We start from the raw sequence: 22,732 nt of genomic DNA, 5'->3' as shown, positions 1-22,732 counted from the left end.
TGCTCAAGTATTCCAGCACTATTTTTTTCTTAAATTCATAACTGTGTTTTGCCATAAAAAAACTGACCCCCAATCGTTAGATTTTTGGTCTAACTATTGGGGGGCAGCTCATTGATTTCATCATGCGAGATCCCTTTAAATTTAAAGCCATCCGCTAACTGCTGACTGCTAACTGCTGACTGCTAAAAAAGGCGCTGTCTTCTGTGACAGCGCCTTTTTATGTACAACTCTTATTCAGCTGTTGTGTTGTTGACAACCTGTTTGCCTTTATAGTAGCCGCAAGTCGGGCATACATGATGAGGCATCATTGCTTCGTGGCACTGCGGGCATTCTACGTAGCCCGGTGCGGTCAATTTCCAGTTTGCGCGACGCATCTTCTGACGAGTCTGGGATAATCTGTTCTTCGGTACTGCCATGTTCTGCACCTCCTTAAATCACATGGTACGTTATTTCTAGCGCTTTTCTTTGGATCGCAACAATTGAGCCAGGACTTCGAGTCTTGGGTCAATCTTGTCGGTAGGACAACTACAGGGTCCGTCGTTCAGGTTTGCACCGCACTGCGGACAGAGTCCTTTGCAGTCTGGCCGGCACAAAACCCTCATTGGCTCGCTGAGGATCAACGTTTCTCTAATTGTCTCCGTCAAATCGATGTACTCCCCATTATAGGGCAATACGTCCTCGGGAAGCTCTGCTTCCGTACCATAGACTTCAGACAGTGTTTCCTTCCGATCCACCGATACCGGTGACAGGCAGCGGCTGCAGGTGTATTTGCCAGAGGTCTGTATGGTTCCCTGTACCACCATGTGGTTACCATCGAACCAATAAGCCCCATCCACAACTACTGTGGCGTCCTTCCAAGGAAGGTCCTCCACTTCACCTAGCTCGGCAGCCGGACATTCAAAAGAAAAGGGGAAAGACTTCCCGGCTTCTTTTAGTGCTTCTTCGACTTGTAGTTTCATATTTCTACCTCGACTATACTATTATATCTATCTACTTGGGCTTTGTCAATCATTTTTTCCGGTCTGGCCCGATGAATTCCCGCAACAGCGAATTGGGCGGTACGACGGATGAGTCGATGCCCTTGAAGGGCTTGAGGAACCGCAGGAGCCGGCGGGCTTCGGCGTAATGGACACTGCCCTTGTCGATGGATTCCAGGAGCGGTTCGGCATAGGGCTTGAGGACAGACAGTTCATAGGGCAAAGCCGTATTGAAAATCGTATCGGCATCTTCCTGATAGGGATAGATGTTCTTTTCTTCGCCACGGCGGACGTCAGCCCAGATATCCATGGTCGCCATGGGCCCGCGGTCGCGGAACTGCTGGTCCCGGACCATGCGGCGGATGATGCGCGTATCCGACGTGGAAATGCGGTTGTGGTCGTTAATGCGTATCTGCGTCAGGACGCCCAGGGAAATCTTGACCTTTTCATAGCGCGGCAGCATGTAGGTCAGGGAATCGTTCAGGGCGTGGAGGCCTTCGACGACGATGGGCTGGCCTTTTTCCAGGACCGTCGGCTTGTCGTCGAAATGGCGGTGGCCTGTGACGAAATCGAAACGGGCCAGGTGGACTTCCTTGCCCTGGTTGAGGTCATCGATCTGCTGGTTGAAGAGCGGTACGTCGATAGCCCGCAGGGACTCGAAGTCATAGCTGCCGTCGGGATTCTTCGGCGTATCTTCGCGGTTATAGAAGTAATCGTCCAGGGAAATGCCGATAGGCCGCAGGCCGTTGACACGGAGCTGCGTCGTCAGGCGCTTGCAGAACGTCGTCTTGCCTGCCGACGACGGGCCGGCGATGAGGACGACCTTGACCTTCGGCCGGCGGCTGACGATATAGTCGGCCAGCTGGCCCAGCTTCTTTTCCTGCAGGGCTTCGGCCATGTCGACCATATCCTGTATGGTCCCGTTCTCGATGTAATGATTCAAGTCATAGACGTATTCGCAGCGGACGATGCGCCCCCATTCTTCAGCATCCAGGAAGAGGCGGGCCATCTTGGGGATTTCCTTGTATTCCGGCAATTCATTGGGATTGTCGACGGTCGGCGTTTCCAGGATGACGCCGGGCGCATAGGACCGCAGGTTGAAGCAGGTCACATAGCCCATGCTGGGCAGGAGAGGCCCCATATAGTAGTCAAAAGTCTGACCGCACTGATAGGCCATGATATGGGTGACGTCGACGTGGCGCAGGAGTTCCGCTTCCCGCATCATATGGCGGTTGCGGCACATTTCCATAGCCGTTTCGGCGCTGGCGATGACCTGGGAAATGGGTTCATCTTGTTCGACGATTTCGTGCATGCGCTTCTTGATGATGTCCACGTCGTGGACGGTGACGGTGTGGCCGATTTCCAGTTCGCAGTACAAGGCCTTGCGCAGGGCATGCTTGACCAGGACCTTGCCGTCGGGATAGAGGTCGCTGACGGCGCGGACCAGGAGGAAGATGGCCGTGCGGATGATGCACTGGTTGCCTTCCATGGTATTGATGGGCAGCCAGTCTACGTCGCCGCTCTGGTCGACCTTGGTCTGGAGGCCGACACATTCGTTATTGTATAAGGCCGCTGCAATGGGCATGTCGTCGTGCTGGCAATACTGTTCACAGACCTGCTGCAGCGTCACTCCTTCCTTGACTTCATAGGAATTCCCTGATTTCACATCGTGTAAAGTAATCACAGGAATCACGCTCCTTTTCTTTCGGTAATGGCATATTCATTATACCATATTTTTGCAGCCTGCGGCAGATGCGCCGAAAGGCTGAACGCCTAACGCAGACTGTGGTATAATAAGAAAAATAGGATTTCGTGTAGTAAGGAAGGATAATCTATGAGAAAAAGAGTGCTTACCTTATGGGATGGCAAAGTCTTCCTGGCCCTGGTCGTCCTCATGGGCTGTATCCTAGCAGGGATTGCGTCATATCAGTACGTCTATATGAAAACGCCCGATTATGCCGTCTCCCAGGTCATCCGTGCCGCCCGGGACGGGGATATGGAGACCTTCAGCCGCCACGTCGATGAAGGGGCCCTGAGCGGCCAGTTCTTCGATGCCCTCGTGTCCCATACGTCGGACAGTACGGATGAATCCTTTTTGCTGAATATCATCCGCTCGCCGTTGCGAGCTTCTTTCATCACCACAGCCGACCTCTACCTGAACTGGACGCTGGCCGGGAATACGGACAATGACGAATATCAAAAGACGGCCGATAACCTGCAGCGCACCTTGAAGAGCGCCGGCCTGGCCGTCCCCCTGGCGGGCTGGCACCTCGACGGCGCCGACTGGAGCCATGACAATACAGTGAAGCTCTATTTGTACAACGACCGCCTGGGCGCGACCGTCCCCTGTACGGTCACGCTGGAACAGACGCCGTCCCAGACCTGGATGATCACGGGCCTGTCCGACCCGGAAGCCTTCCTCAACGACTTACGCGATGTCATGAAGAAAGAATTGGCTGCCTACAACAAGCCGGTACAGCAAAAAATCGACGCCATCATGACTGTCCGCGACGTCTCTTCCAAAATCGTCACCGGCCAGGGCCGCACCTTCCTGCGCCTGAGCTATACGCCGGTCTTCCGCAAGGACCGCAATGACATCGCTTCTGTCAAAGCCGTCTACACTCTGCGCCGGGACAGCGATAAGGCCGTCCTCTATACGTCGCCCCTGCGCCTGTCGACATCGGCGGAAAAACGGACCCATGAAAGCCAGTTCCTGCTCAATCCCCTCATCCCGTCACAGTACAGCCTCATCCGTTCGCAGACCCTGGACGGCATGACCAGCGAACTCCACCTCACGGCCATCACCCTCAAAGACGGCACAGAATTGGCATTGGCCGATACGTTGCCGGAAAAATAAAATGAGCTGTCGCATCGCGACAGCTTATTTTTACTGTAGGGGCGCCACGTGGGGCGCCCGCTCTGTGATATGTAGATTGCCCAACCACTTTGCCAGAAGAATCGTCTAAATCCCTAACGGGTCGCCCACGCGGCGACCCCTACAAACGGCGACCCCTACAAACGGCGACCCCTACAAACAAAGCCTTTATACATTAATTCCCGCCTGAACAGATTTCGATGATCTTCGGTTTGGAGTTTTCGGCTTTCGACAGGGAACGGTCGAAGAGTTTGACGCCGACGGCGCCGATGAGGAAGCCGATGATGCCGCCGATAACAGCCGTCTGGACCGTATCGAAGCCCTGGGCCAGGGCCAGGAAGTGACCGGCAAAGGCACCGGCAGCACAGACCAACAGGGGCATGACGAAACAGATGAAAGCGCCGATGACAATGTTGACATCGCGGAATTCGAATTTGACGTGCTGGCCGACTTTGACGCCTAACGGGTCGACAGCCGTGACGACGATGTTTTCAGCCCCCTCGCAGGCGCCGCAGGCGATGCAGTCGGAATGGCGGCCGACCTTAATTTCGGCCGTGCCTTTTTCTTTTATAGAAATAATCGTACCTTCTTCAATTTTCATAGGAATCCCTTCTTTCTGTGCCTATTATAGCATGGCCTTTTCATTCAATCAATACTATTTTCGTGTAGTTTCAAGCATAGTGCCATCAGGAGATTCCCCCTTTATTCCATAGCGGGCGCCCCACGGGTGCCCCTACAATGCGGCTTTGCCGCGTCAAATTCATCCCATTTGTCATAAATTCCGGCTGTCTACAGGATTCACAGCGGGACGCCTTAACAGGACGTCCCCTACGGTATCGCATAGAGGCGATGAAAATAATAAGCAGGCCGCGGTTCGCAGGTGGTAGACCGCAAAAAATCACGGCCTGTGGCCGTTTCGTAGGGGCTTCCACGTGGGAAGCCCGCTGTGATATTTTGCCACAGCCTAGCCGAGTATGATGGCAGGTCTTTACGAACAACGAGCTACGCCTTTTCTCGGACTCAGATGCGGCTTCGCCGCTATAAACTCAAACTAACAACGACGCTTCGGGAAACCCTCTGCGCGTAGCGGGCGCCCCACGGGTCGCCCCTACTGGCCCCTTATGGCATACGCCTATTCCTTCAATCATTCTATTTTCGTGCAGTTTATAGTCGTTCGTCGTAGGCCGTTCGTCGTTCGTCGTCAAAAAAGGCGCTGTCCTATGAAGACAGCGCCTTTTTTCTGTAGGGGCGCCCACGTGGGGCGCCCGCTCACGCAAATCATCCAGTTCACAAGTATCTCACATATACCTACAAACTCCGTACTACAAGCTTTAAAGAGAAAAGAGCCTTGCATGATGGCAGAAGCCTTCGTGCAACGGCCCTTTTTTTAGCAGTCAGCTGTTGGTTTTAAATTTTTAGCCACCCACTACAAGCTATAACGTCATACACAAAATTCACGCGGTCCGCCCGTTGGGACGGCCCCTACGAACCACGAACAACTTCCTTCAGGAACTGGCGGAACGGGGCGGCCAGGTCCGGGCGGCGCAGGGCGTATTCGACGTTGGCTTTGAGGAAGCCCAGTTTGTCTCCTACGTCGTAGCGTTTGCCTTCAAAGCAGTAGGCATAGACGGCTTCGCGGCTGGCCATGGTCTGCAAGGCGTCGGTGAGCTGGATTTCCCCGCCCTTGCCCGGCTGGGTATGGGCCAGGATTTCAAAGATGTCCGGCGTGACGATATAGCGGCCCAGGACGGCCGTCCGGCTCGGTGCTTCTTTGATGGCCGGCTTTTCGACGACGCGGTTGACTTTCAGGATGTCCTTCCCTTCGACAGGCGTCCCCTGGACGATGCCGTAAGACGACACTTTTTCTAAGGTCACTTCCTGGCAGCCCAGGATGGTCGCATCGAGGTCGTTGTACAAGTCGATCATCTGGCGCAGGGCCGGATTGGTTTCGTTGTAGACGACGTCGTCGCCGAGGAGGATGGCAAAGGGTTCATCGGCAATGAAGGACTGGGCGCAGAGAATGGCATCGCCCAGGCCCCGCATGTGTTTCTGCCGGATGTAGTGGATATTGATTTCCGAGATACTGCGGACCATGTTCAGAAGCCCCATCTTATGGCTTTCTTCCAGGTGCAGTTCCAGGCCCGGATTGGTATCGAAATGGTCTTCAATGGCCCGTTTGGCATGGCCGCTGATGATAAGGATTTCTTCGATGCCGCTCTGCAGGGCTTCTTCGACGATATACTGGATCGTCGGTTTATCGACGATAGGCAGCATTTCTTTCGGTGTCGCCTTCGTCGCCGGCAGGAAACGGGTGCCGAACCCGGCCGCCGGGATGACGGCTTTACGGATTTTTTTCACAACGATGCTCCTTATTCAAACCAGCGGGACAAATCGAATTCTTCGCCAATGATTTCTTTGACGAAGCCCTGAGCCAAGTACAGGCCCAGGAGCGACAGCGTCGATACGCGCAGCAGCGAGCTGTCCCAGATATCGCCCAGTTCGGCCAGGACCGGCGAAATATCTTCCATGATGTCCAGGGCTTCTTCGCCGCTGAAGTTGGCCGGGCGTTTCTTGGCCAGGCGCAGGATGTGGTCCTGCATGTTGCGGTCGTTGATGCCGGTCATGCGGAAGAAGCGTTTGGCCATGCTTTCATCGACCATGGCCAGTTTGACCAGGGGCGAATTGAAGGACGGGACGATGAATTCATTGGGGATACGCTTGCCTTTGAGGGCTTTGCGCAATTCTTCTTCTGTGAAACCGCGGTAGCGGAACAAGAGCGGATACGAATCGGACAGGATTTCGGCAAAATACGTTTCCTTGGCTTCAAAAGCCGTGCAGTGCAGGTAATCGAGCTGCTGGTAATAAGGCCGTTCCGTCGGGAAGCCATCCAGGAAGGGATAGACGTACTTGTCGATGTAACGGCAGAACGAATCCTTGTCGACGTTATGGGAGTTGTGCGAATACAGGAACAATAAGAGGATCGCCAGGATCTGGTAATGGCCCTGGGTCAAATAGGGCATGACCTTCAAGGCATCGATGGCGACCAGGTGGCGCGTCGAAATGGGCGAGCAGTGGACGATATCGTAAAAGGCCTGCAGGGCAATGGTGCCGACGTAATCATCGGGATGAGCGGCATAAGCTTTCTGGACGTTCTGCAAAGCTTCCTGGACGATGAGCGGTGCCAGGGCCTGCTGCCGTTCCGTATCGGTCTGGCAGCCGATCTGGTCAAAGGCCGCCGATGTGATGTATTCCGTCTGCTGCTGCAGTTCCGGCGAAACGACGCCGTACTGGCGCAGGAAGTGAGAGACGCACTGGCGGACGACAGGCGAATCGACGGTGCTTTCCGATTCCCATACGGACGCATAGTGCGGCGCATTGCCCAGCGACGGGTTGCGCGTATCGGTCCCGGACGTATTGGAATCCCACGACGTCTGGGACGGTTTGACGACCGGTGCCGGCTTGACGACAGGTGTCGCCTTTTCCTGGGACTTGTGGGCCCGGATGGACGGCATAACCATCGTTTCTTCCGGGACGGCTTTCTTCTTGGCCGTCATGGCCGAGTCGATGTGGATCGGTTCCATGCGCTGGGTCTGTTCCAGCTGGGAAGCGACGGCTTTCATGCCTTCGCTGACGACAGGTCCTTCCAGGACCTGTGTCGCTTCGGATACGGCCCGTTTCTTGGCGGCCGACGGTGCGTCGGTGACGGCTTTGGCTGTGCCGGCTGCCTGGCCAGCGGCTTTGGCCGTTTCGGCCATGACGTCGCGGAGAATGTGCTTGCGGTGCGTGTCTTTCGGCGCTTCTGTTTCAGATGCTGCCGTTTCAGCTGCCGGGGCAGCCTGTTTCCTGGCGGCCGGGGCGGCGCCGCCATCTTTGGCGGCCAGGTCAGCCGAGACGATGGCGGCCATATCAGCCAGAGGCGGCTTGTCTTCTTCGGTCTGGGCTACTTCTTCGGCCCAGCGTGCCCGTTCTTCCCGGCGGGCATTGGCTTCCTTGGCCGCAGCGGCTTCGCGGCGGGCCTGTTCGCGCCGTTCCCGGTTGCGGGCCAGCTGCTGTTCCTGGGCTTCTTTTTCCTGTTCGGCCTGGCGCTGACGGGCCAGTTTGGCTTCTTCCTCGCGGGCCTTATAGGCAGCGGCTTCTTCTTTGTCTACCTTTTCCATGGCTTCCAGGATTTCATCGCGGGACAGGACGCGCGTCGCATCGAGGTCATCCGCATTGGGGCCCTTGCGGACCGGAGCTTCCTGGGCTTTCGGCGCTTCTTTATAGACGATTTTGCCATTGCGGCGGACGGCTTCGCCTTTGGTCGTGACAAAGGCCGTTTCTTCCGGATGCTCCCGCCGTTCGCCCAGCGTCATTTTCGGGACCTGCGGCAAGGGGGCTGTTTCTTCGTCGTCCGCTTCCTTCGGTAATTGTCTGGCATGCTTAACTGTTGCCGGGCTGCGGTGCTGGACCCTGCGCAGCGGCTGCGGCTCGCCGTCGTAGTGCGTCTTCGTCTTCGTGTTCCCTTTCTTCTCCGTTTGGGGACTACTCTCGGAGTGCCCTCCGCCGGAATACATAATATAACAAATTACAAAAAAGACGATTGCTATGCCCGCTATGATAGCGTACGGCAAAAAGTTTGTCATGTCATCCTCTCCTCTATTTTATCAAACTTCTTTCCCCATTGTAGCATAAGATGACGGCATGAGCTACTCCCTATTGCCGATTAATTCGCACTTTCGTATAATAAAAGAGTAAACTGATTTTTTGTCCTTCAAAGGAGTCTTTTTCATGGAAAAATATAAAGCCATCGTCTTCGACATGGACGGCACCGTCCTGGATACGCTGGACGAATTGACGAAAAGCCTGAACTATGTTTTCGCCCGTCACGGCCTGCCTGCCCTGACGCAGGATGCCATCCGTCCCTGCCTGGGCTTCGGCTACGACGGCTTCATCGACAAGGCCGCACCGGACGCGCCGGAACCCCTGCGGCGGACGATGACGGAAGAGTTCATCGCCTATTACAGCGCCCACTGCCAGACGACGACTTTCCCCTACGCCGGCATCCCTCAGGTTCTGGGCCGGCTCAAGGCGGCCGGCTACCACATGGCCATCGTCTCCAACAAAGGCCAGGGTGCCGTATCGGAACTGCACGATGAATACTTCAAAGACTATGTCGATTTCTCCTTGGGTGAAACGCCGATGTACCGCAAAAAGCCGGCACCAGACATGGTCTGGGAAGCCCTGAAGCGCCTGGGCTGTGCCAAAGACGACGCCATCTACGTCGGCGACTCGGAAGTCGACAAAGAAACGGCCGATAACGCCGGCCTCGACGCAGCCCTGGTCACCTGGGGCTTCCGCGACCGGGACTTCCTGGAATCCCTCCAGCCGACATACCTCATCGACACGCGGGAAGAATTGGGAGAACTCTTCGGAGTGTGATTTGAGTTTTAAGTTTGCAGTTTGTAGTTTTTAGTGAATGCTTTTAAATTTAAAGCCATTTTCTACAAACTACAAACTCCGTACTACAAACTATAAAGAGAAAGGGACCGCGCATGATGGAATAAACCTTCATGCGACAGTCCCTTTTGCGAACTGCGACCTGCGGGACGCCCTTTGGGCGTCCCCTACAAATCACTTCATCACGTCGTTCTGGACGGAGGTGATGGCGCTCGATGTGGCGTCGTCTAAGAGTTTGGAATAGAGTTGTCTTGTTTCTTTTTTCGTGTTTTCTGTCGTCACAGGGGCTTCTTCCGCTGTGTCTGTCTGTCCGGCTACCTGGACGATGGGAGCTTTCCCGGCGATGGGAGCCGTTTCCAGGCGGACCCGGCCGGCGCCGACGCGTTTGGCCAGTTCAGCCAGCGTCGCCTTGCCGACGGGATGGCGGACAGTGAGGACGACTTGTTCATTGACGTAGTCCGGCAGGGCGCCGACGTAGTTCTGGACGCCTTCGTTGTCGACGACGCAATGGATGGCCTTATTCATGAGCTGGCTGTAATCGCTGTGGCTCAGGGATACGCGGCGTATCTTGATGGCCTGCGGTTTGGCTACGTCCGTGTTGATGCGCTGCTGCAAGTATTTGCTGGGAGCGCCTTTGATGCCCAGGACCAGGGTATCGCCATCCCAGTACATCGTACCGCTACGGAAGTAGATCGGCACTGAGCCGTATTCGGCATTGATGGCCTTGATGAGCTGCGATTCGACCTGGACATGAGACGTATAGTCCCCGTCGGAGTGCATGAGGCGGTAAAATACCTGGGCGGCATCGGCCCGGGTCATGCCTTCTTTGGGATGGAAATAGTTATCTGCCGGCACCATGATGTTCTTGCTGTGCAGGACGTCGATGGCCCTGGCGTAAGCCGGCGCAATCGACGCGGCATCGGCATAGGGCTTGACGGCCTGGTCCGGGTCGGCCAGCTGATTGTACTGCAAGTAGCGGTAGATGACGTCGGCAAATTCTTCGCGGCTCACCGGTTCTTCGGGATGGAAATTCCCATCCTGATAGCCTGCCAGGATACCCTGGGCGGCGACGCTGTTCATGGCATCACCAGCCGTGCCCGACGGCACATCGTGGGCACCGGCCGCTTCCACCGGTGCCAGGGGGATATTGGCTGCCGAATTATAGAGCAGCTGGGCCAGGTCGCCGCGGGTCAGGACCCGGTCTGGCTCAAAGGTATCCCCTGTGATGAAAGTCAGGCACTGCGTATCATAGAGGTAATCGACAGCCGCGCGGTCGGTCAGGCTGCCCAGGTCTGTATAAGGGGCATCGGCCGAAACGGCACTGATGGACAAGATGGCCGCAGCTGCCAGGATGGCAGCGATTTTGTTCCGTACCATGGAAATCCTCCTCTGCTGCGATTACTGAATGACGATACGAAGGGCACTGCCCAGGGCTTTATTGAGGTTGTTCTGTGTTTCTTTGGAAATGGAGCTGACTGTGAGGACGACTTTTTCATTGAGATAATCCGGTTCCGTCGAAACGGTAGCATTCGTCGCTTCCGTAGCCTTGTAAATCTTTTCGGCCTGGGCCATGAGGTTCTTATAGTCGTCATAGCTGTACGTCGATTTCTGGACATAGACCGATTCGGCCGGGATATCCTTGTCGGCAGCAATGGCATCGGCCAGTTTCTGTTTGTTCTTCGGGTCTTTGACGCCGATGTGGAGCTTGTCGCCCTGCCAGTACATGATGCCGTCAGATGCAAAGGCTTTGACCGAGCCGTAGACGTCTTTGATATCCTTGAATGCCTTGGATTCCAGACCGTCCTGGCTCTGCGTCGTTTCCTTGACGCCGGTCAGGATGCGGTAGAGGACGTTGACGGCTTCACCGCGGGTGACATACTGCTTCGGGTTGAACATGTTGTAGTTGCCGCCCTTCATGTAACCGGCAGCGGCCAGGGCGTCGACGGCCTGACGGGCCCAGCTGGAAATCTTGGCTTCGTCGGCATAGGGAGCGGCCCCTTCGAGGGTGCTCATGCCCTTATAGGTCATGTAGTTGTAGGCGATGACGGCGAATTCTTCGCGGGTGATCTTCTGTTCCGGTTTGAACGTGCCGTTGCTGTAACCGCTCATGATCTGTTTGTCGACCAGCGAGGCAATGGCCCGTTCGGACCAGCGGCCTTTGACGTCGCTGAAGTTGGTCGTCTTGACTTTGGAATCTTCACCGATCATGTTGTTGATGATGGCAGCTGCGCCTTCACGGGTAATGTCTTCGTTCGGACGGAACTGGCCGTTCGTACCGCTGATGTAGTGCTGGTTATAAAAATACTGGATAGCGTCTTTGCCCCAATAATTGCTGATATCTGTAATCCCCGTCGATGCGGCAAAAGCCGACGTGCCGAGGGCGGCTGTCAGGGCCGTAAGGACCATCAATTTTTTGTACTTGTTCATGATTCATTCGCTCCTATCTATGTCAGTGTCGTAAAGGATACATGGATTGCATACCTATGTTTCATATCTTATTTATTTTATCACACCCCGCCCTATTAGGGAAGGCATAGAGCCGTGATTTGCAGGCCTCAATAGGCGTCGAAGATGGCCTGTATTTTTTCCCGGTCCGTCGTGTGGGCCAGGGCCAGCTGCAAGAGGATCTTGGCCTTCTGCGGCGTCAGGGAATCGGCCGTGACCGTCCCGTCATAAGCCGGAACCGGTGTAACCATGCCGCCCAGGGCGCGGGCAGCCCGGACGACGACCAGGCCCTGTTCCATCAAGGGTTGCAAGGCCTGCCAGACCGGTTCGGGCATCTTGCCATGGCCGAGACCCGTGATGACCAGTCCCGCTTTCCCCTGGGCCAGGCGGCGTACGTCGTCAGCGGTGAGGCCGACATAGGCATAGACGATGGCGACGACTGGCAGTTCTTTAGGAGCGGCCAGGTCCGACGACCACGTATGCTTGCGCAGGGGCTGCTGGTACAGGCGGGGCCGGCCGTCCTGCATATAGCCCAGGCAGCCCATCTGGCGGCCCTTGAAGGTATCGGCATGGGTCGTATCGGTCTTTTCGACGAAGCGGGCGCTGTGGACGGTGCTGTTCATGACGATGACGACACCGTATTTCCCCAGGTCCGGCCAGGACGCGGCCTGGACCGCTTCCAGGAGGTTCAGCGGCCCGTCGGCACTGATGGCCGTCGCCGGCCGCATGGAACCCGTAAGGACGACGGGCTTGATGGTGTGGACCGTGAGGTCGAGGAAATACGCCGTTTCCTCCATCGTATCCGTGCCGTGGGTGATGACGATGCCGTCCACGTCTTCCCGGTCGGCTACTTCCTGGACCCGATTGGCCAGGGACAGCCATAAAGCTTCGGTCATATCCGAACTGTCGATGTTGCAGAACTGTTCGCCCTGCACGTCGGCATAATCAGCCAGCTGGGGCACGGCTTCCAGCAGTTCATCTATCGACGTCTGGCCGGCAGCATAACCCGTCAGGTCATCGGCCGACGCGGCCTTGCCGGCAATCGTCCCGCCACAGGCCAGTACATATATCTTCTTTTTTTCCATTCTCATAGCTCCCCTCTGCAATGATGATATGGTTCTACTTTACCACAAATGGGGGGTTAGTGGCTAGTAGGGGCCGTCCTGAAGCCTTTCCAGCCCATCGGGTGCCGACCAACGGAAGGCGCAAGATGGTTGCTGGAACGGACAGCAGAGGCTAGGCGGCCCGCCTTGTGGCTAGGGGCTAGGGGTTAGCGGTTAGGGGTTAGGGGCTCGTGGCTCGTGATTCGTGATTCGTGGTTCGCGGCTCGTGGTTCGTGGCCCGGCTCCCCTGCTAGGGGAGCTGTCAGCGCAGCTGACTGAGAGGTTGCTTTTTAACGAGAGGCCTGCGGGCCGCCAGCCACGGCTGTCCGTTCTGCCCCCCTGCCCCGCCCGCTGGTCGGTACCTGGCGGGCTAGCTTGGGAAACCACACCTATCCTGAAGCGGGCCGCCCTTTGGGACGGCCCCTGCGAAATCGCATGCAGGCGATGGAAATGAGCGCAGGCCGCAGTCCGCAGATGGCAGGCCGCAAAAAACATACGGCCGGCGGCCTTGTGCGTAGGGGACGCCCAAAGGGCGGCGGCTGGCAGCTGACGGCTAGCTGCTGACGGCTAACTGCTGACGGCTGACGGCTGACGGCAAGAAAAAGACCCGGCCAGGGGAGAGGGCGGGTCTTTTTCTGTCGATATATAGAATGCGTCAGTGTTCAATAGTGGAGTGAGCGCCTTCGTGGACCGAAGGTACTCTGGCTGTTTCATCAGCAGCGGCCGCAGGGGCTGCGTTCAGCGTGCCTTTCTGGGCTTTGGTGATGATGCTGTGCTTATAGCCATAGCCAAAGTAGATGACCAGGCCGATGGCCAGCCATACGATGAAGCGGATCTGCGTGACTGTCGGCAGCATGATGACCAGGATACCGCAGAAGAGAATCGACAGAATCGGGATCAGCGGTACGCAGGGGCAGCGGAACGGGCGGACGCGGTCCGGCGCTTTTTTGCGGAGGATGATGACCGATGCCGATACGATGATGAAGGCTGCCAGCGTACCGATGTTGACCATTTCAGCGACGATACCGATAGGTACGAGGCCGGCCAGGATGGACGACACGATGGCGACCAACAAGGAGCTGCGGACCGGCGTCTTGGTCGTCTTATTGATGTGACCGAAGAAGCGCGGCAGCAGGCCGTCGCGGGACATGACGAAGAGGATACGGCTCTGGCCGAGACACATGACCAGGAGGACCGACGTGAGGCCGCAGATAGCGCCGACGGAGACGGCAGCGGCACCCCAATGATAGCCGACGAGCTGCAGTGCATAGGCAACGGGAGCGGCCGTCGTCTTGAACTGTAAGTACGGGACCATGCCGGTCAGGATGGCCGATACGGCAATGTAGAGAATGGTGCAGATGATGAGCGATAAGATGATGCCCCGAGGCAAATCTTTCTGCGGGTTCTTGACTTCTTCAGCAGCCGTCGAGACGGCGTCGAAGCCGATGTAAGCAAAGAAGATGACCGAAGCGCCTGTGAAGACACCGGACCAGCCATAAGGCATGAACGGCGTCCAGTTGGCCGGTTCGACGTGGCTGATGCCGAGGGCGATGAACAGGCCGACGACGGCCAGCTTGATGACGACGATGATGTCATTGACCAGGGAGCTCTGGGTGATGCCCTTCATGTTGATCAAGGTGATGATCCAGATGATGGCCATAGCCGGCAGATTGATGAGGCCCCCTTCTTCCGGCGCCGTAATGAATTCTTTCGGCAGAGCCAATCCCAGATTGGTCAGGATATTGCCGAAATACCCGGACCAGCCGATGGACACGGCGCTCAAGGCCAGGGTGTATTCCAAAATCAAATCCCAGCCGATAACCCAGGCCCAAAATTCGCCTAAGGCTACGTAACCGTACGTATAGGCGCTGCCGGCTACGGGAATCATGGCGGCGAATTCAGAATAGCAAAGTGCCGCACAGCCGCAGGCCAGTGCGGCGATGATGAAGGAAATGACCAGGGCCGGGCCGGAGTAATTGGCGGCGGCAATGCCGGTCAGGACGAAGATCCCTGTGCCGACGATACAGCCGATGCCCAGCATGGTCAGGCCGAAAGTCCCCAGGACGCGGTTCATGCCGCCGTCCTGTTTCGTTTCCGACAGAAACTGGTTGATGCTTTTCGTTCGGAAAATATTCTTTGACATACCTATCCCCCCTGTTATACATCCCCTAAGACATGAATGATAAAAATGATAACTATAAAAACATAAAAACCGCCAAGGTGGAAAACGAATCATTTCTATCATAAAGATGACTGATTCTTAGCTTTTCGCACCTTTGCGGTTTCTGTTTATACGTATATTATACTCATGTTTTTAAATTTGTAAAGTATATAGTCGTAATTAATTTAATATTTTCCATAGAGAAAGGTTTTGCCTCTTATTATTTTTAAGCAAATCCGATTTTCTCTTTAATGCAGTTCTGTCTGGAGCCAGTTGACGGCATCGCCCATCATGTTGGTCGTGACGAAGTGGCCCAGGTCATCGTAGACGATGGACTGGGTCTTGACGTCATCGCGCTGGGCCAGTTTTTCCAGATAGAGTTCCTGGGCAGCCCCGTCGACGACATCATCGGCACCGCCGCGGAGGGACAAGAGGGACCGGCCGCTGAGGCGGTCCATATGCGTATAGGGATCCATGGCGGCGAACTGCATCTGTATGAAACGGTAGGCCCGCGGCTTTTCGATGTGCAGGGCTGCCCGGAAGCGGCGGTCCGATTCATCCCACCAGCCGGAGCCGTTCATGACGACAGCCGTCTTGAATTCCCTGAAAAGGCTCACAGCCCCTAAGGCCGTGAAGCCGCCCATGGAATGACCCATGACGGCGATGGGCGTATCGGGCCAGTTTTCCTGTATATATTCCAGCATGACCGGCACTTCCGTCAGGTTCTGGAAGATGGTCTGCCAGAAATCAGAGTATACGACTTTCGATTCATAGTCCAGCGTGCCGCGGTGGCCATGGTTGACAGCGTCGGGAATGACGACGTCGTAGCCATAGGAAGCCAGGATGCGGCCGCGGACGGCCTGGAATTCTTTCTGCGACGACCAGCCATGATAGAACAGGACGACGCCTTTCGCTTTTTCACCGGACGTAATGACCAGACCGGGGATACCCTTGATACCTACTTGTTTTTCTTGAATCATTTCCATAAATCCTCTCTATTTTTTAATTAATCGCCGGCGGTAAGCCAGCGGTTCCTGCCATATCTCCGACCAGACGAAGCCGGCGTAGAGCTCCCGCGCCTGCGGCGTCAGCTGGCTCCAGGCCGCGGGCCGGACGCGGTGCGGCACCGATACGGGGGCTATAGCCGGACGGGGCGGCATGGCGGCCGGCACGATGGGCGGCTGCGCCGGGGCTGTCGTTTCCTGTGCGGAAATTTCGTTTCCAGCCGCATCTTCCCCGGTTTCAGCCGGAGCCGGCGCCTTGGCCGGTGCGGGTTTACGCCGCGGCGGCACGGGAATCGGCCCTTTCCGCCTGGGATAGCGGCGGCGCCGCCGCAGCAGGTCCGGCAGGATCGCCATCAAGGCGAAGGCCACGATAAGCCATAACATATCCATAAGGCTCACCTACTTTTCACTATGGCCTGCCGGACCGCGGTCGTCGTGGTGACTGTCCTGCCCCGTCGGGACCGACTGGGTCTTGGGGACGCCGGCCTGAGCAACAGCGGCGCGCATGTCCGTGTCGGCCATGATGTTCTTCATATTATAATAGTCCATGACGCCTAACTTGCCTTCGCGCAGGGCCTGGGCCAGGGCCAACGGGACTTCGGCCTGGGCTTCGACGACTTTGGCCTGCATTTCCTGGGTATAGGCCTGCATTTCCTGCTCTTTGGCCACAGCCATGGCCCGCCGTTCTTCGGCCTTGGCCTGGGCGATCTGCTTATCCGCTTCGGCCTGGTCCGTCTGCAGGCGGGCGCCGATGTTGCGGCCTACGTCGACGTCGGCAATATCGATGGACAAGATTTCAAAGGCCGTCCCGGCGTCGAGGCCCTTGCTGAGGACGGTCTTACTGATTTCATCAGGGTTTTCCAGGACCTGCGAATGGTCCCGTGCCGAGCCGACACTGGTGACGATGCCTTCGCCGACGCGGGCGATGACCGTCGCTTCACCGGCACCGCCGACGAGGCGGTCGATGTTGGCGCGGACCGTGACCCGGGCCCGGACTTTCAGTTCGATGCCGTTCTGGGCGACAGCCGAGATGAACGGCGTTTCGATGACCTTGGGATTGACGCTCATCTGGACGGCTTCCAGGACGTCGCGGCCGGCCAGGTCGATGGCGCAGGCCCGTTCAAAGGTCAGGGACATCGTCGCCCGATGGGCGGCAATGAGGGCATCGACGACGCGGTCGACGTCGCCGCCGGCCAGGTAATGGGCTTCCAGCTGGTTGACGTTGACATCGAGGCCGGCCTTGTTGGCCTTGACCAGGGGCAGGATGATCTTCGACGGGATGACCCGGCGCAGGCGCATGCCGATGAGGTTGACGATGCCGACGGATACGCCGGCGGCCATGGCCGAAATCCACAAACCGATGGGCACGAAGTGCAGGAACAGGGATACGATGATGACAGCGGCCACGATGATGATGACAGGCACTGCCAAAAAGGATACGATAGACATAAGATACCTCCTTCTCAGGGTTTGGGATGGCGTTCCGGTTCCGGTTCGACGACGACGCGGCTGCCTTCGACTTTGACCACGCGGACGATGACGTCGCGGCCGATGAACGTGCCGTTGGCCGTGGCATCGACGCGCTCTTTGCCGATGCGGATCGTCCCGGACGGACGCAGAATGGTAATGGTCTTGCCCCGTTCATAGAGATATTTGCTGTAATCGGCCTGGGCCGTATATCCCTTTTCTTTCGTCGAACGGTTCTTGAGGGTCAATTTTTCAAAAAGCCGGCTCTTGGGCAAATGCTTGCCGACGATATAGAACAATATGATGGCCAGGACCGTCCCGCCGGCCAGGATGTAGACGGCCTCATACGTGGCTCCCAGCATGAAGAACAGGCTGCCGAACAAGAGGACGACGCCGGCCAGGCCAAAGATGCCGACGCCAGGCGACGCCAGTTCCAGGCCGATGCAGAGCAGACTGACCAGGAAGGCGGCGACGATTTTCAGGCCGTCGGCCAGGGACTCGTTGCCCGACAGGAGCAGCAGGCCGCCGAAGACGAAGGCCGTAGCGATACCGGCGCCGATGCCGGCCATCTTGATTTCTGCCAGCAAGGCGGCGATGATCAGGGCGACGAAGACCGTGCGGACATAGGGATTCTGCAAGATGCCGACGGCGTCATCGCGCCAGTCCTTGTCGACATAGGTCAGGCGGGCATCGCCCAGGCTGTACAGGGTCAGGGCTTCGGACAACGTATCGGCCGAGCCGTCGGACACGTTGAGTTCCCGGGCCTGGCCGTCGGATAAGGCCAGTATCTTCCCCGGTTCGGCATAGTCGGGATACCCCTGGGACTTGTCGACCATGGCTTCGGCGACACCGGGATTATGGCCATTCTGGGCCGCCGTCGCGCTGAACTCGGCTTTCAGGGCGGCAATGTTCTTCTCCGTATTGGGAATCGGTTCGGCAGCGCCGATGCTGCTGCCCGGCGCCATGATGATGTGGCGGCACGACAGGGCGATGAGGGCCCCGGCCGACCAGGCCCGCGACGTGACATAGGCAATAGTCGGCACGTCGGATGCCATGAGCATGTCGCGGATCTTCAAGGCGCTGTCGACGCGGCCGCCCAGGGTATTGATGGTAATGACGACGGCCGTATCGCCTTCTTCGGCGGCCTGGCGCAGGCCGCGCTGGATAAAGGCGGCCTGGCTGCCGTCGATGTCACCGGAAATAGGCAGGACGCGGACGGAATCGGCCTGCACGACAGCAGCCGGTGCGGCAGCTGCCAGAGAAAAGAATAAGACAGCAGCTGTTATCATGCGTAATAGAAAGGTCATTCCCTCACCTGCTTTCATTCACTTTTGTTCGGCGCCTCGATACATTGAAAATAACCGGCACGCTGGAGTTTTTCCAACTCTTCCGGCGAAATGTTGCGGGCAGCCTGTTTTTCTAGTTCTTCAATCGGCTTGTCTTCAATCATATGAATCTTGTCGATGACGGCATCATAGACGGCAGGCGGCTTGTTCTCCTTGATCCAGTCCAGCATGTGGTCGAGCCACTTGCGGCACGTCCAGGAATCTTCGCCATGGTTGTGGCCGCGGAGTATCTGGATCTGGGCCTGTTCCGGAATCTTGGCCAGGAACCAGTTCCATCGTTCCCGGGCAATGAGATAATGATAAAGTTCATCGACATCGCGCAGATGCTGTTCCCGAAGTTCCAGCGTATAACGCGACCAAAATAAACTGAGTGTCATATTGACTACCTCCAAGCAACTCTATATAACTAGTTTATCTTAAGATATTCTACACAGAATTGTCAAACTCCTGCTGGCAAAAAGAAAATCTTTTGTATATGTGAAAAAAGGCGCTGTCCCATGAAGACAGCGCCTTTTTTAGCAGTCAGCGGCTAGCTGTTAGCTGTTAGCGGATGGTTTTAAATTTTTAGCCATCCACTAAAAACTACAAATGCTGAGAAATCAACCTCTCAGACCGCCTTTGGCGGCCAGCTCTCCTATGAGGAGAGCCTTTCGTCAAACATCATACATCAAACATCAAACTATTTTCACGAATCAAATGCGGCTTCCATGGCAGCGGCTTTTTCCCGGACGGCTTCGGCCGCTTCTTCGCCCATGTAGGCTTCGGCCAGGTTGGCGATGTCGTCTTCATGGACGCCCATGTCGGCAATGCGCAGGTCGAGGTGCAGGGCCTTGGCCAGGTAGCAGAGGCGGGCAGCGCAGTCATCGGACGTGAAACCGCCCATGGTGCGGGCCAGTTTGCCATAGAGGAAGGGATCCTTACCGGCCTTGGCGTCGACGACGACGGGCACGATGGCGGCCAGGAGGACTTCATCGGCTGCAAAGGACGTCTTGGCGACGGCCTGTTTCAGGTCTTTGGCGACCTGGCAGCCCGTTTCGGCACTGACCATGCTGCCGATGACGCCGGCTAGGACGACTTTTTCCCAAGCCCCTTTGTCGGCATTTTCCCCACAGACGCCGACGAGCCTGTCATTCAGGATGTCGATGGCATAGAGGGCCATGGCATCAGTCAGCGGCTGGGCATCGGGCGCCGTATAGGCCCGGATACATTCGCACAGGGCGGCAAAGCCGGAGACGGCCCGGTCTTTCTGGCTCATGCCGGTCATGCAGTCCGGATCGACGAGGACGACCTTGGCCAGCAGGGCTTCGTCATAGCTGCCATCAGGCAGGGATGCATCGAAGCAGGCGCCGGCGTGATACGTCGTCGGTACGAAATTCAAGGGCATCATGGCCCTGCCCATGGTGCGGGCAGCGGCACTGGCAATCAGCTTGGCCCCTTCCATGACGGTATTGCCGCCGATGGCGACGATGAAGTCGCTGCCGTTCTTCTTGATTTCGTCGACTGCCGAATCAGCCGTAATATCCAGGGATTTCCCCGTAATATGAGCAAAGCGGGCTACGGAAATGCCAGCCTCTTTCAGGCTCTTTTCGACTTCATTGACGATGTCCCGCCCATTGGTAGCGGCATCGGTGACGACCAGGGCCTTGGCCCCATAGGCCTTGAAGAGTTCCCCGGCCATATGGCGCTTGCCGGCGCCGAAGACGACGGACACAGGCATAGAGAAGGAGAAGCTCAGCGGCTGCGATACATAAGTGACAGGCGCATCGGATTCGACGTCGTGCAGGGCTGCAGCCATGGCCTGACCGAAAGCCAGGTCGCCCGCTTCTTCGACAGCTTCATTATCGACAGCGACGTCGATATGGGTAGCGAATTTGCTGCCGTATTTAGCCTTGCAATAGAACCCGAAGAGGACGCCCAGGACGGACCAGCCCAGGACCATGCCCCATTCCTGGGGAACCAGAGTAGCGCCGGAGCCGGGGATCATGTACATGACGACCATGAAGCCCGACATGAGGATGGCCATGGCGCCGACCAGTTTATAATGGCTGACCTTGTAGGGACGGGCCATTTCCGGAGCCTTTTTGCGCAGGATAACGAAGGAAATGGCGACCATACAGTAAGCGACGCAGCAGCCGAAGTTGCCGGCATCGACGACCCAGACCAGCATCTTCTTGCCGAAGAACGGCGCGATGATGGACAAGAGGCCGATGAGCAGGAGCGCGTTGATCGGCGTCTTATATTTGTCGTGCAATTTCGCAAAGACATGTGGAATCATGTACGATTCAGCCATGGAATACATGGCGCGGCTGCCGCCGATGAGGAAGGAGTTCCAACTGGTGATGATACCGCAGAGACCGCCGATGATGAGGACCTTGGCCATGATGGAGCTGCCAAAGGCGACAGCCATAGCATCGGCCGTAACCAGGCCGCCGACGCCTTTCATGGCGACGGCGATTTCCGAATTATTCATGACATAGCCGACACCGCAGATAATGAGGGCATAGAAGAGAACGGCCAGAACAATGGACAAAATCAGGATACGGCCGATTTTCTGCAAGGATACGGAAATTTCTTCCGCTGCCTGAGGAATGACATCGAAGCCGATGAAATAGAACGGCGTCATGACGGCAACGGCCAAAGTCCCTTTGAGCATATCCGTCGTCGTAGCCCCCATGAACAGCTGACCTTCCAGGTTGGCCGTCGTACCGGTCAGGGCCGATGCGGCGATGAGCAGGATACCGACGCCGCCGATGATGACCGTCAGGATGGTCTGCAAGATGGCCGCCGTCTTGGTCCCGACGATATTGATGGCCGTAATGAAGACAGAAACCAGAATAGCTACGGCCAGCCAGGAAGCGTAAATGTCGAAGCCGGCAACGGTATACATATAACCCGTCAGGAAATCAGGATAAATATAAGCGACGATCGTCGGCAGTGCGCAGGCTTCAAAGCAGACGACGCTGACATAGCCGAGGACGATCATCCACGTACAAATAAAGGAACCAATGGGCCCCATGGCCTTATAACTGAAGACGTGTTCGCCACCGCACTGCGGCATGGCCGACGTCAGTTCCGCATAGGTCAGGCCGACGAAGAAGACCATGATGCCGCCGATAGCAAATCCCAGCATAGCGCCGAGGACACCGCCTTCCATGATCCAGTCGCCTGTCGATACGACCCAGCCCCAGCCGATCATAGCGCCAAAGGCGATGACCAGGACGTCCCAGGCACTCAGGACTTTATCAAAATCAGACTTTTTTGTAGCCATCTTTCATACCCCCTCAAGTCTCTTCAAAACACATTTCGACGAAGGATTTGATGAATTTCGCCGTCTTTTCCCAGCCCAGGACGCTGCTGTCGACCAGCAGGTGGCGGTTGTGACGGTCGCCGCGATAAGTGCCGGTGATGTATTTATACCGGCGATGGAGGGCATTGTCATAATCCCGGATGACTTCTGCCGCATGGCGTTCGGATAAATTCATCTTTTCCATGATGGTCTTGATGCGTACTTCCGTCGGTGCATAGACGAAGACGTTGACGACATCATCCTGCCCCTTCAGGATGTAGTCGCTGCACCGGCCGATGATGACGCACGATGTTTTGGCCATCTTGCGGATGACATCGAACTGCGTGTAAATGACTTTATTCGACAGATTCGCATAGCGCGTCCCCAACGACGTTTCGATGCCGTACGGAACGAAATTCTTATTATCTGCTTCTTCTACGAGATGTTTTTCTACGCCGATTTTTTCCACGACTTTATCTACGAGATCCCGGTCGTAGTATTCGATTCCCAGCGACTTGGCCAGCATCTTGCCGATTTCCGGTCCGCCGCTGCCGAATTCACATCCCACAGTGATGACGAAATGTTTCATTTCGTTTCCCCCTTTTTTAAGAAAAGGTGCCTGCCAACCCCTC

General features: G+C 56.6%; 19 protein-coding genes. 2 read left to right on the top strand and 17 right to left on the bottom strand.

What is annotated here, in order from left to right:
- Positions 1-230: 230 nt before the first annotated feature.
- The 3 genes from rpmF to ACFCTO_RS06355 are packed head-to-tail and all read right to left on the bottom strand — an operon-like array spanning position 231 to position 2,661.
- A complete protein-coding gene (gene rpmF, locus ACFCTO_RS06365) occupies positions 231-416 on the bottom strand; it encodes a 50S ribosomal protein L32 (RefSeq protein WP_014016180.1) in 186 nt (61 codons plus the stop codon).
- A gap of 36 nt (positions 417-452) precedes the next feature.
- Positions 453-959: a YceD family protein gene (locus tag ACFCTO_RS06360; RefSeq protein ID WP_292105983.1), complete on the bottom strand. Its 507-nt coding sequence runs from the start codon at positions 957-959 to the stop codon at positions 453-455.
- A gap of 49 nt (positions 960-1,008) precedes the next feature.
- Complete coding sequence (locus ACFCTO_RS06355) at positions 1,009-2,661, bottom strand: nucleoside kinase (protein ID WP_302485656.1); 1,653 nt, start codon at positions 2,659-2,661, stop codon at positions 1,009-1,011.
- A 150-nt stretch (positions 2,662-2,811) separates the two neighbouring features.
- On the opposite strand from ACFCTO_RS06355, the gene ACFCTO_RS06350 reads away from it, so the two are divergent.
- Complete coding sequence (locus ACFCTO_RS06350; protein ID WP_481325594.1) at positions 2,812-3,834, top strand: hypothetical protein; 1,023 nt, start codon at positions 2,812-2,814, stop codon at positions 3,832-3,834.
- Positions 3,835-4,027: 193 nt separating this feature from the next.
- Here the strand turns inward: ACFCTO_RS06350 and ACFCTO_RS06345 are convergent, their stop codons facing one another.
- The 3 genes from ACFCTO_RS06345 to ACFCTO_RS06335 all read right to left on the bottom strand — a co-directional run bounded on the left by ACFCTO_RS06345 (position 4,028) and on the right by ACFCTO_RS06335 (position 8,474).
- Entirely contained in the window at positions 4,028-4,453 is a 426-nt protein-coding gene (locus tag ACFCTO_RS06345; RefSeq protein WP_292282035.1) for a SoxR reducing system RseC family protein, read from the bottom strand.
- 881 nt (positions 4,454-5,334) lie between these two features.
- The gene (gene galU, locus ACFCTO_RS06340; RefSeq protein ID WP_299721596.1) at positions 5,335-6,210 is read right to left on the bottom strand and encodes a UTP--glucose-1-phosphate uridylyltransferase GalU; all 876 of its coding nucleotides are present in this window, start codon (positions 6,208-6,210) and stop codon (positions 5,335-5,337) included.
- Between the two features lie 11 nt (positions 6,211-6,221).
- Complete coding sequence (locus ACFCTO_RS06335) at positions 6,222-8,474, bottom strand: LPO_1073/Vpar_1526 family protein (protein WP_499876581.1); 2,253 nt, start codon at positions 8,472-8,474, stop codon at positions 6,222-6,224.
- Positions 8,475-8,619: 145 nt separating this feature from the next.
- On the opposite strand from ACFCTO_RS06335, the gene ACFCTO_RS06330 reads away from it, so the two are divergent.
- Positions 8,620-9,270 carry an HAD family hydrolase gene (locus tag ACFCTO_RS06330; RefSeq protein ID WP_292299197.1) on the top strand — a complete coding sequence of 217 codons (651 nt, stop codon included), beginning with the start codon at positions 8,620-8,622 and terminating at the stop codon, positions 9,268-9,270.
- Between the two features lie 192 nt (positions 9,271-9,462).
- On the opposite strand, the gene ACFCTO_RS06325 is transcribed toward ACFCTO_RS06330, so the two are convergent.
- The 11 genes from ACFCTO_RS06325 to ACFCTO_RS06275 all read right to left on the bottom strand — a co-directional run bounded on the left by ACFCTO_RS06325 (position 9,463) and on the right by ACFCTO_RS06275 (position 22,689).
- Complete coding sequence (locus tag ACFCTO_RS06325) at positions 9,463-10,665, bottom strand: S-layer homology domain-containing protein (RefSeq protein WP_440338074.1); 1,203 nt, start codon at positions 10,663-10,665, stop codon at positions 9,463-9,465.
- Between the two features lie 21 nt (positions 10,666-10,686).
- On the bottom strand, positions 10,687-11,715 hold the full coding sequence (locus ACFCTO_RS06320) for an S-layer homology domain-containing protein (protein ID WP_292261941.1): 1,029 nt from the start codon (positions 11,713-11,715) through the stop codon (positions 10,687-10,689).
- 128 nt (positions 11,716-11,843) lie between these two features.
- Entirely contained in the window at positions 11,844-12,818 is a 975-nt protein-coding gene (locus tag ACFCTO_RS06315) for an asparaginase (protein WP_299721593.1), read from the bottom strand.
- Positions 12,819-13,491: 673 nt separating this feature from the next.
- On the bottom strand, positions 13,492-14,979 hold the full coding sequence (locus tag ACFCTO_RS06310) for an amino acid permease (RefSeq protein ID WP_299721592.1): 1,488 nt from the start codon (positions 14,977-14,979) through the stop codon (positions 13,492-13,494).
- A gap of 266 nt (positions 14,980-15,245) precedes the next feature.
- A complete protein-coding gene (locus tag ACFCTO_RS06305; RefSeq protein WP_337372793.1) occupies positions 15,246-15,977 on the bottom strand; it encodes an alpha/beta fold hydrolase in 732 nt (243 codons plus the stop codon).
- 15 nt (positions 15,978-15,992) lie between these two features.
- Positions 15,993-16,391, bottom strand: a complete 399-nt coding sequence (locus ACFCTO_RS06300; RefSeq protein ID WP_299721590.1) for a hypothetical protein — start codon at positions 16,389-16,391, stop codon at positions 15,993-15,995.
- A gap of 9 nt (positions 16,392-16,400) precedes the next feature.
- Positions 16,401-17,450 carry a flotillin-like protein FloA gene (gene floA / locus ACFCTO_RS06295; RefSeq protein ID WP_298675995.1) on the bottom strand — a complete coding sequence of 350 codons (1,050 nt, stop codon included), beginning with the start codon at positions 17,448-17,450 and terminating at the stop codon, positions 16,401-16,403.
- A gap of 14 nt (positions 17,451-17,464) precedes the next feature.
- Complete coding sequence (locus ACFCTO_RS06290) at positions 17,465-18,775, bottom strand: NfeD family protein (RefSeq protein WP_302420389.1); 1,311 nt, start codon at positions 18,773-18,775, stop codon at positions 17,465-17,467.
- Between the two features lie 14 nt (positions 18,776-18,789).
- Complete coding sequence (locus ACFCTO_RS06285) at positions 18,790-19,191, bottom strand: hypothetical protein (RefSeq protein WP_020311004.1); 402 nt, start codon at positions 19,189-19,191, stop codon at positions 18,790-18,792.
- A gap of 308 nt (positions 19,192-19,499) precedes the next feature.
- A complete protein-coding gene (locus ACFCTO_RS06280; RefSeq protein ID WP_499876580.1) occupies positions 19,500-22,082 on the bottom strand; it encodes an amino acid permease in 2,583 nt (860 codons plus the stop codon).
- Positions 22,083-22,095: 13 nt separating this feature from the next.
- The gene (locus ACFCTO_RS06275) at positions 22,096-22,689 is read right to left on the bottom strand and encodes a cytidylate kinase-like family protein (RefSeq protein ID WP_020311002.1); all 594 of its coding nucleotides are present in this window, start codon (positions 22,687-22,689) and stop codon (positions 22,096-22,098) included.
- Between the last annotated feature and the right edge of the window lie 43 nt (positions 22,690-22,732).

It is taken from the genome of Megasphaera indica (assembly GCF_046614755.1).
GTDB lineage: Bacteria > Bacillota > Negativicutes > Veillonellales > Megasphaeraceae > Megasphaera > Megasphaera intestinihominis.
This window is presented reverse-complemented; position numbering and strand designations above follow the sequence as displayed.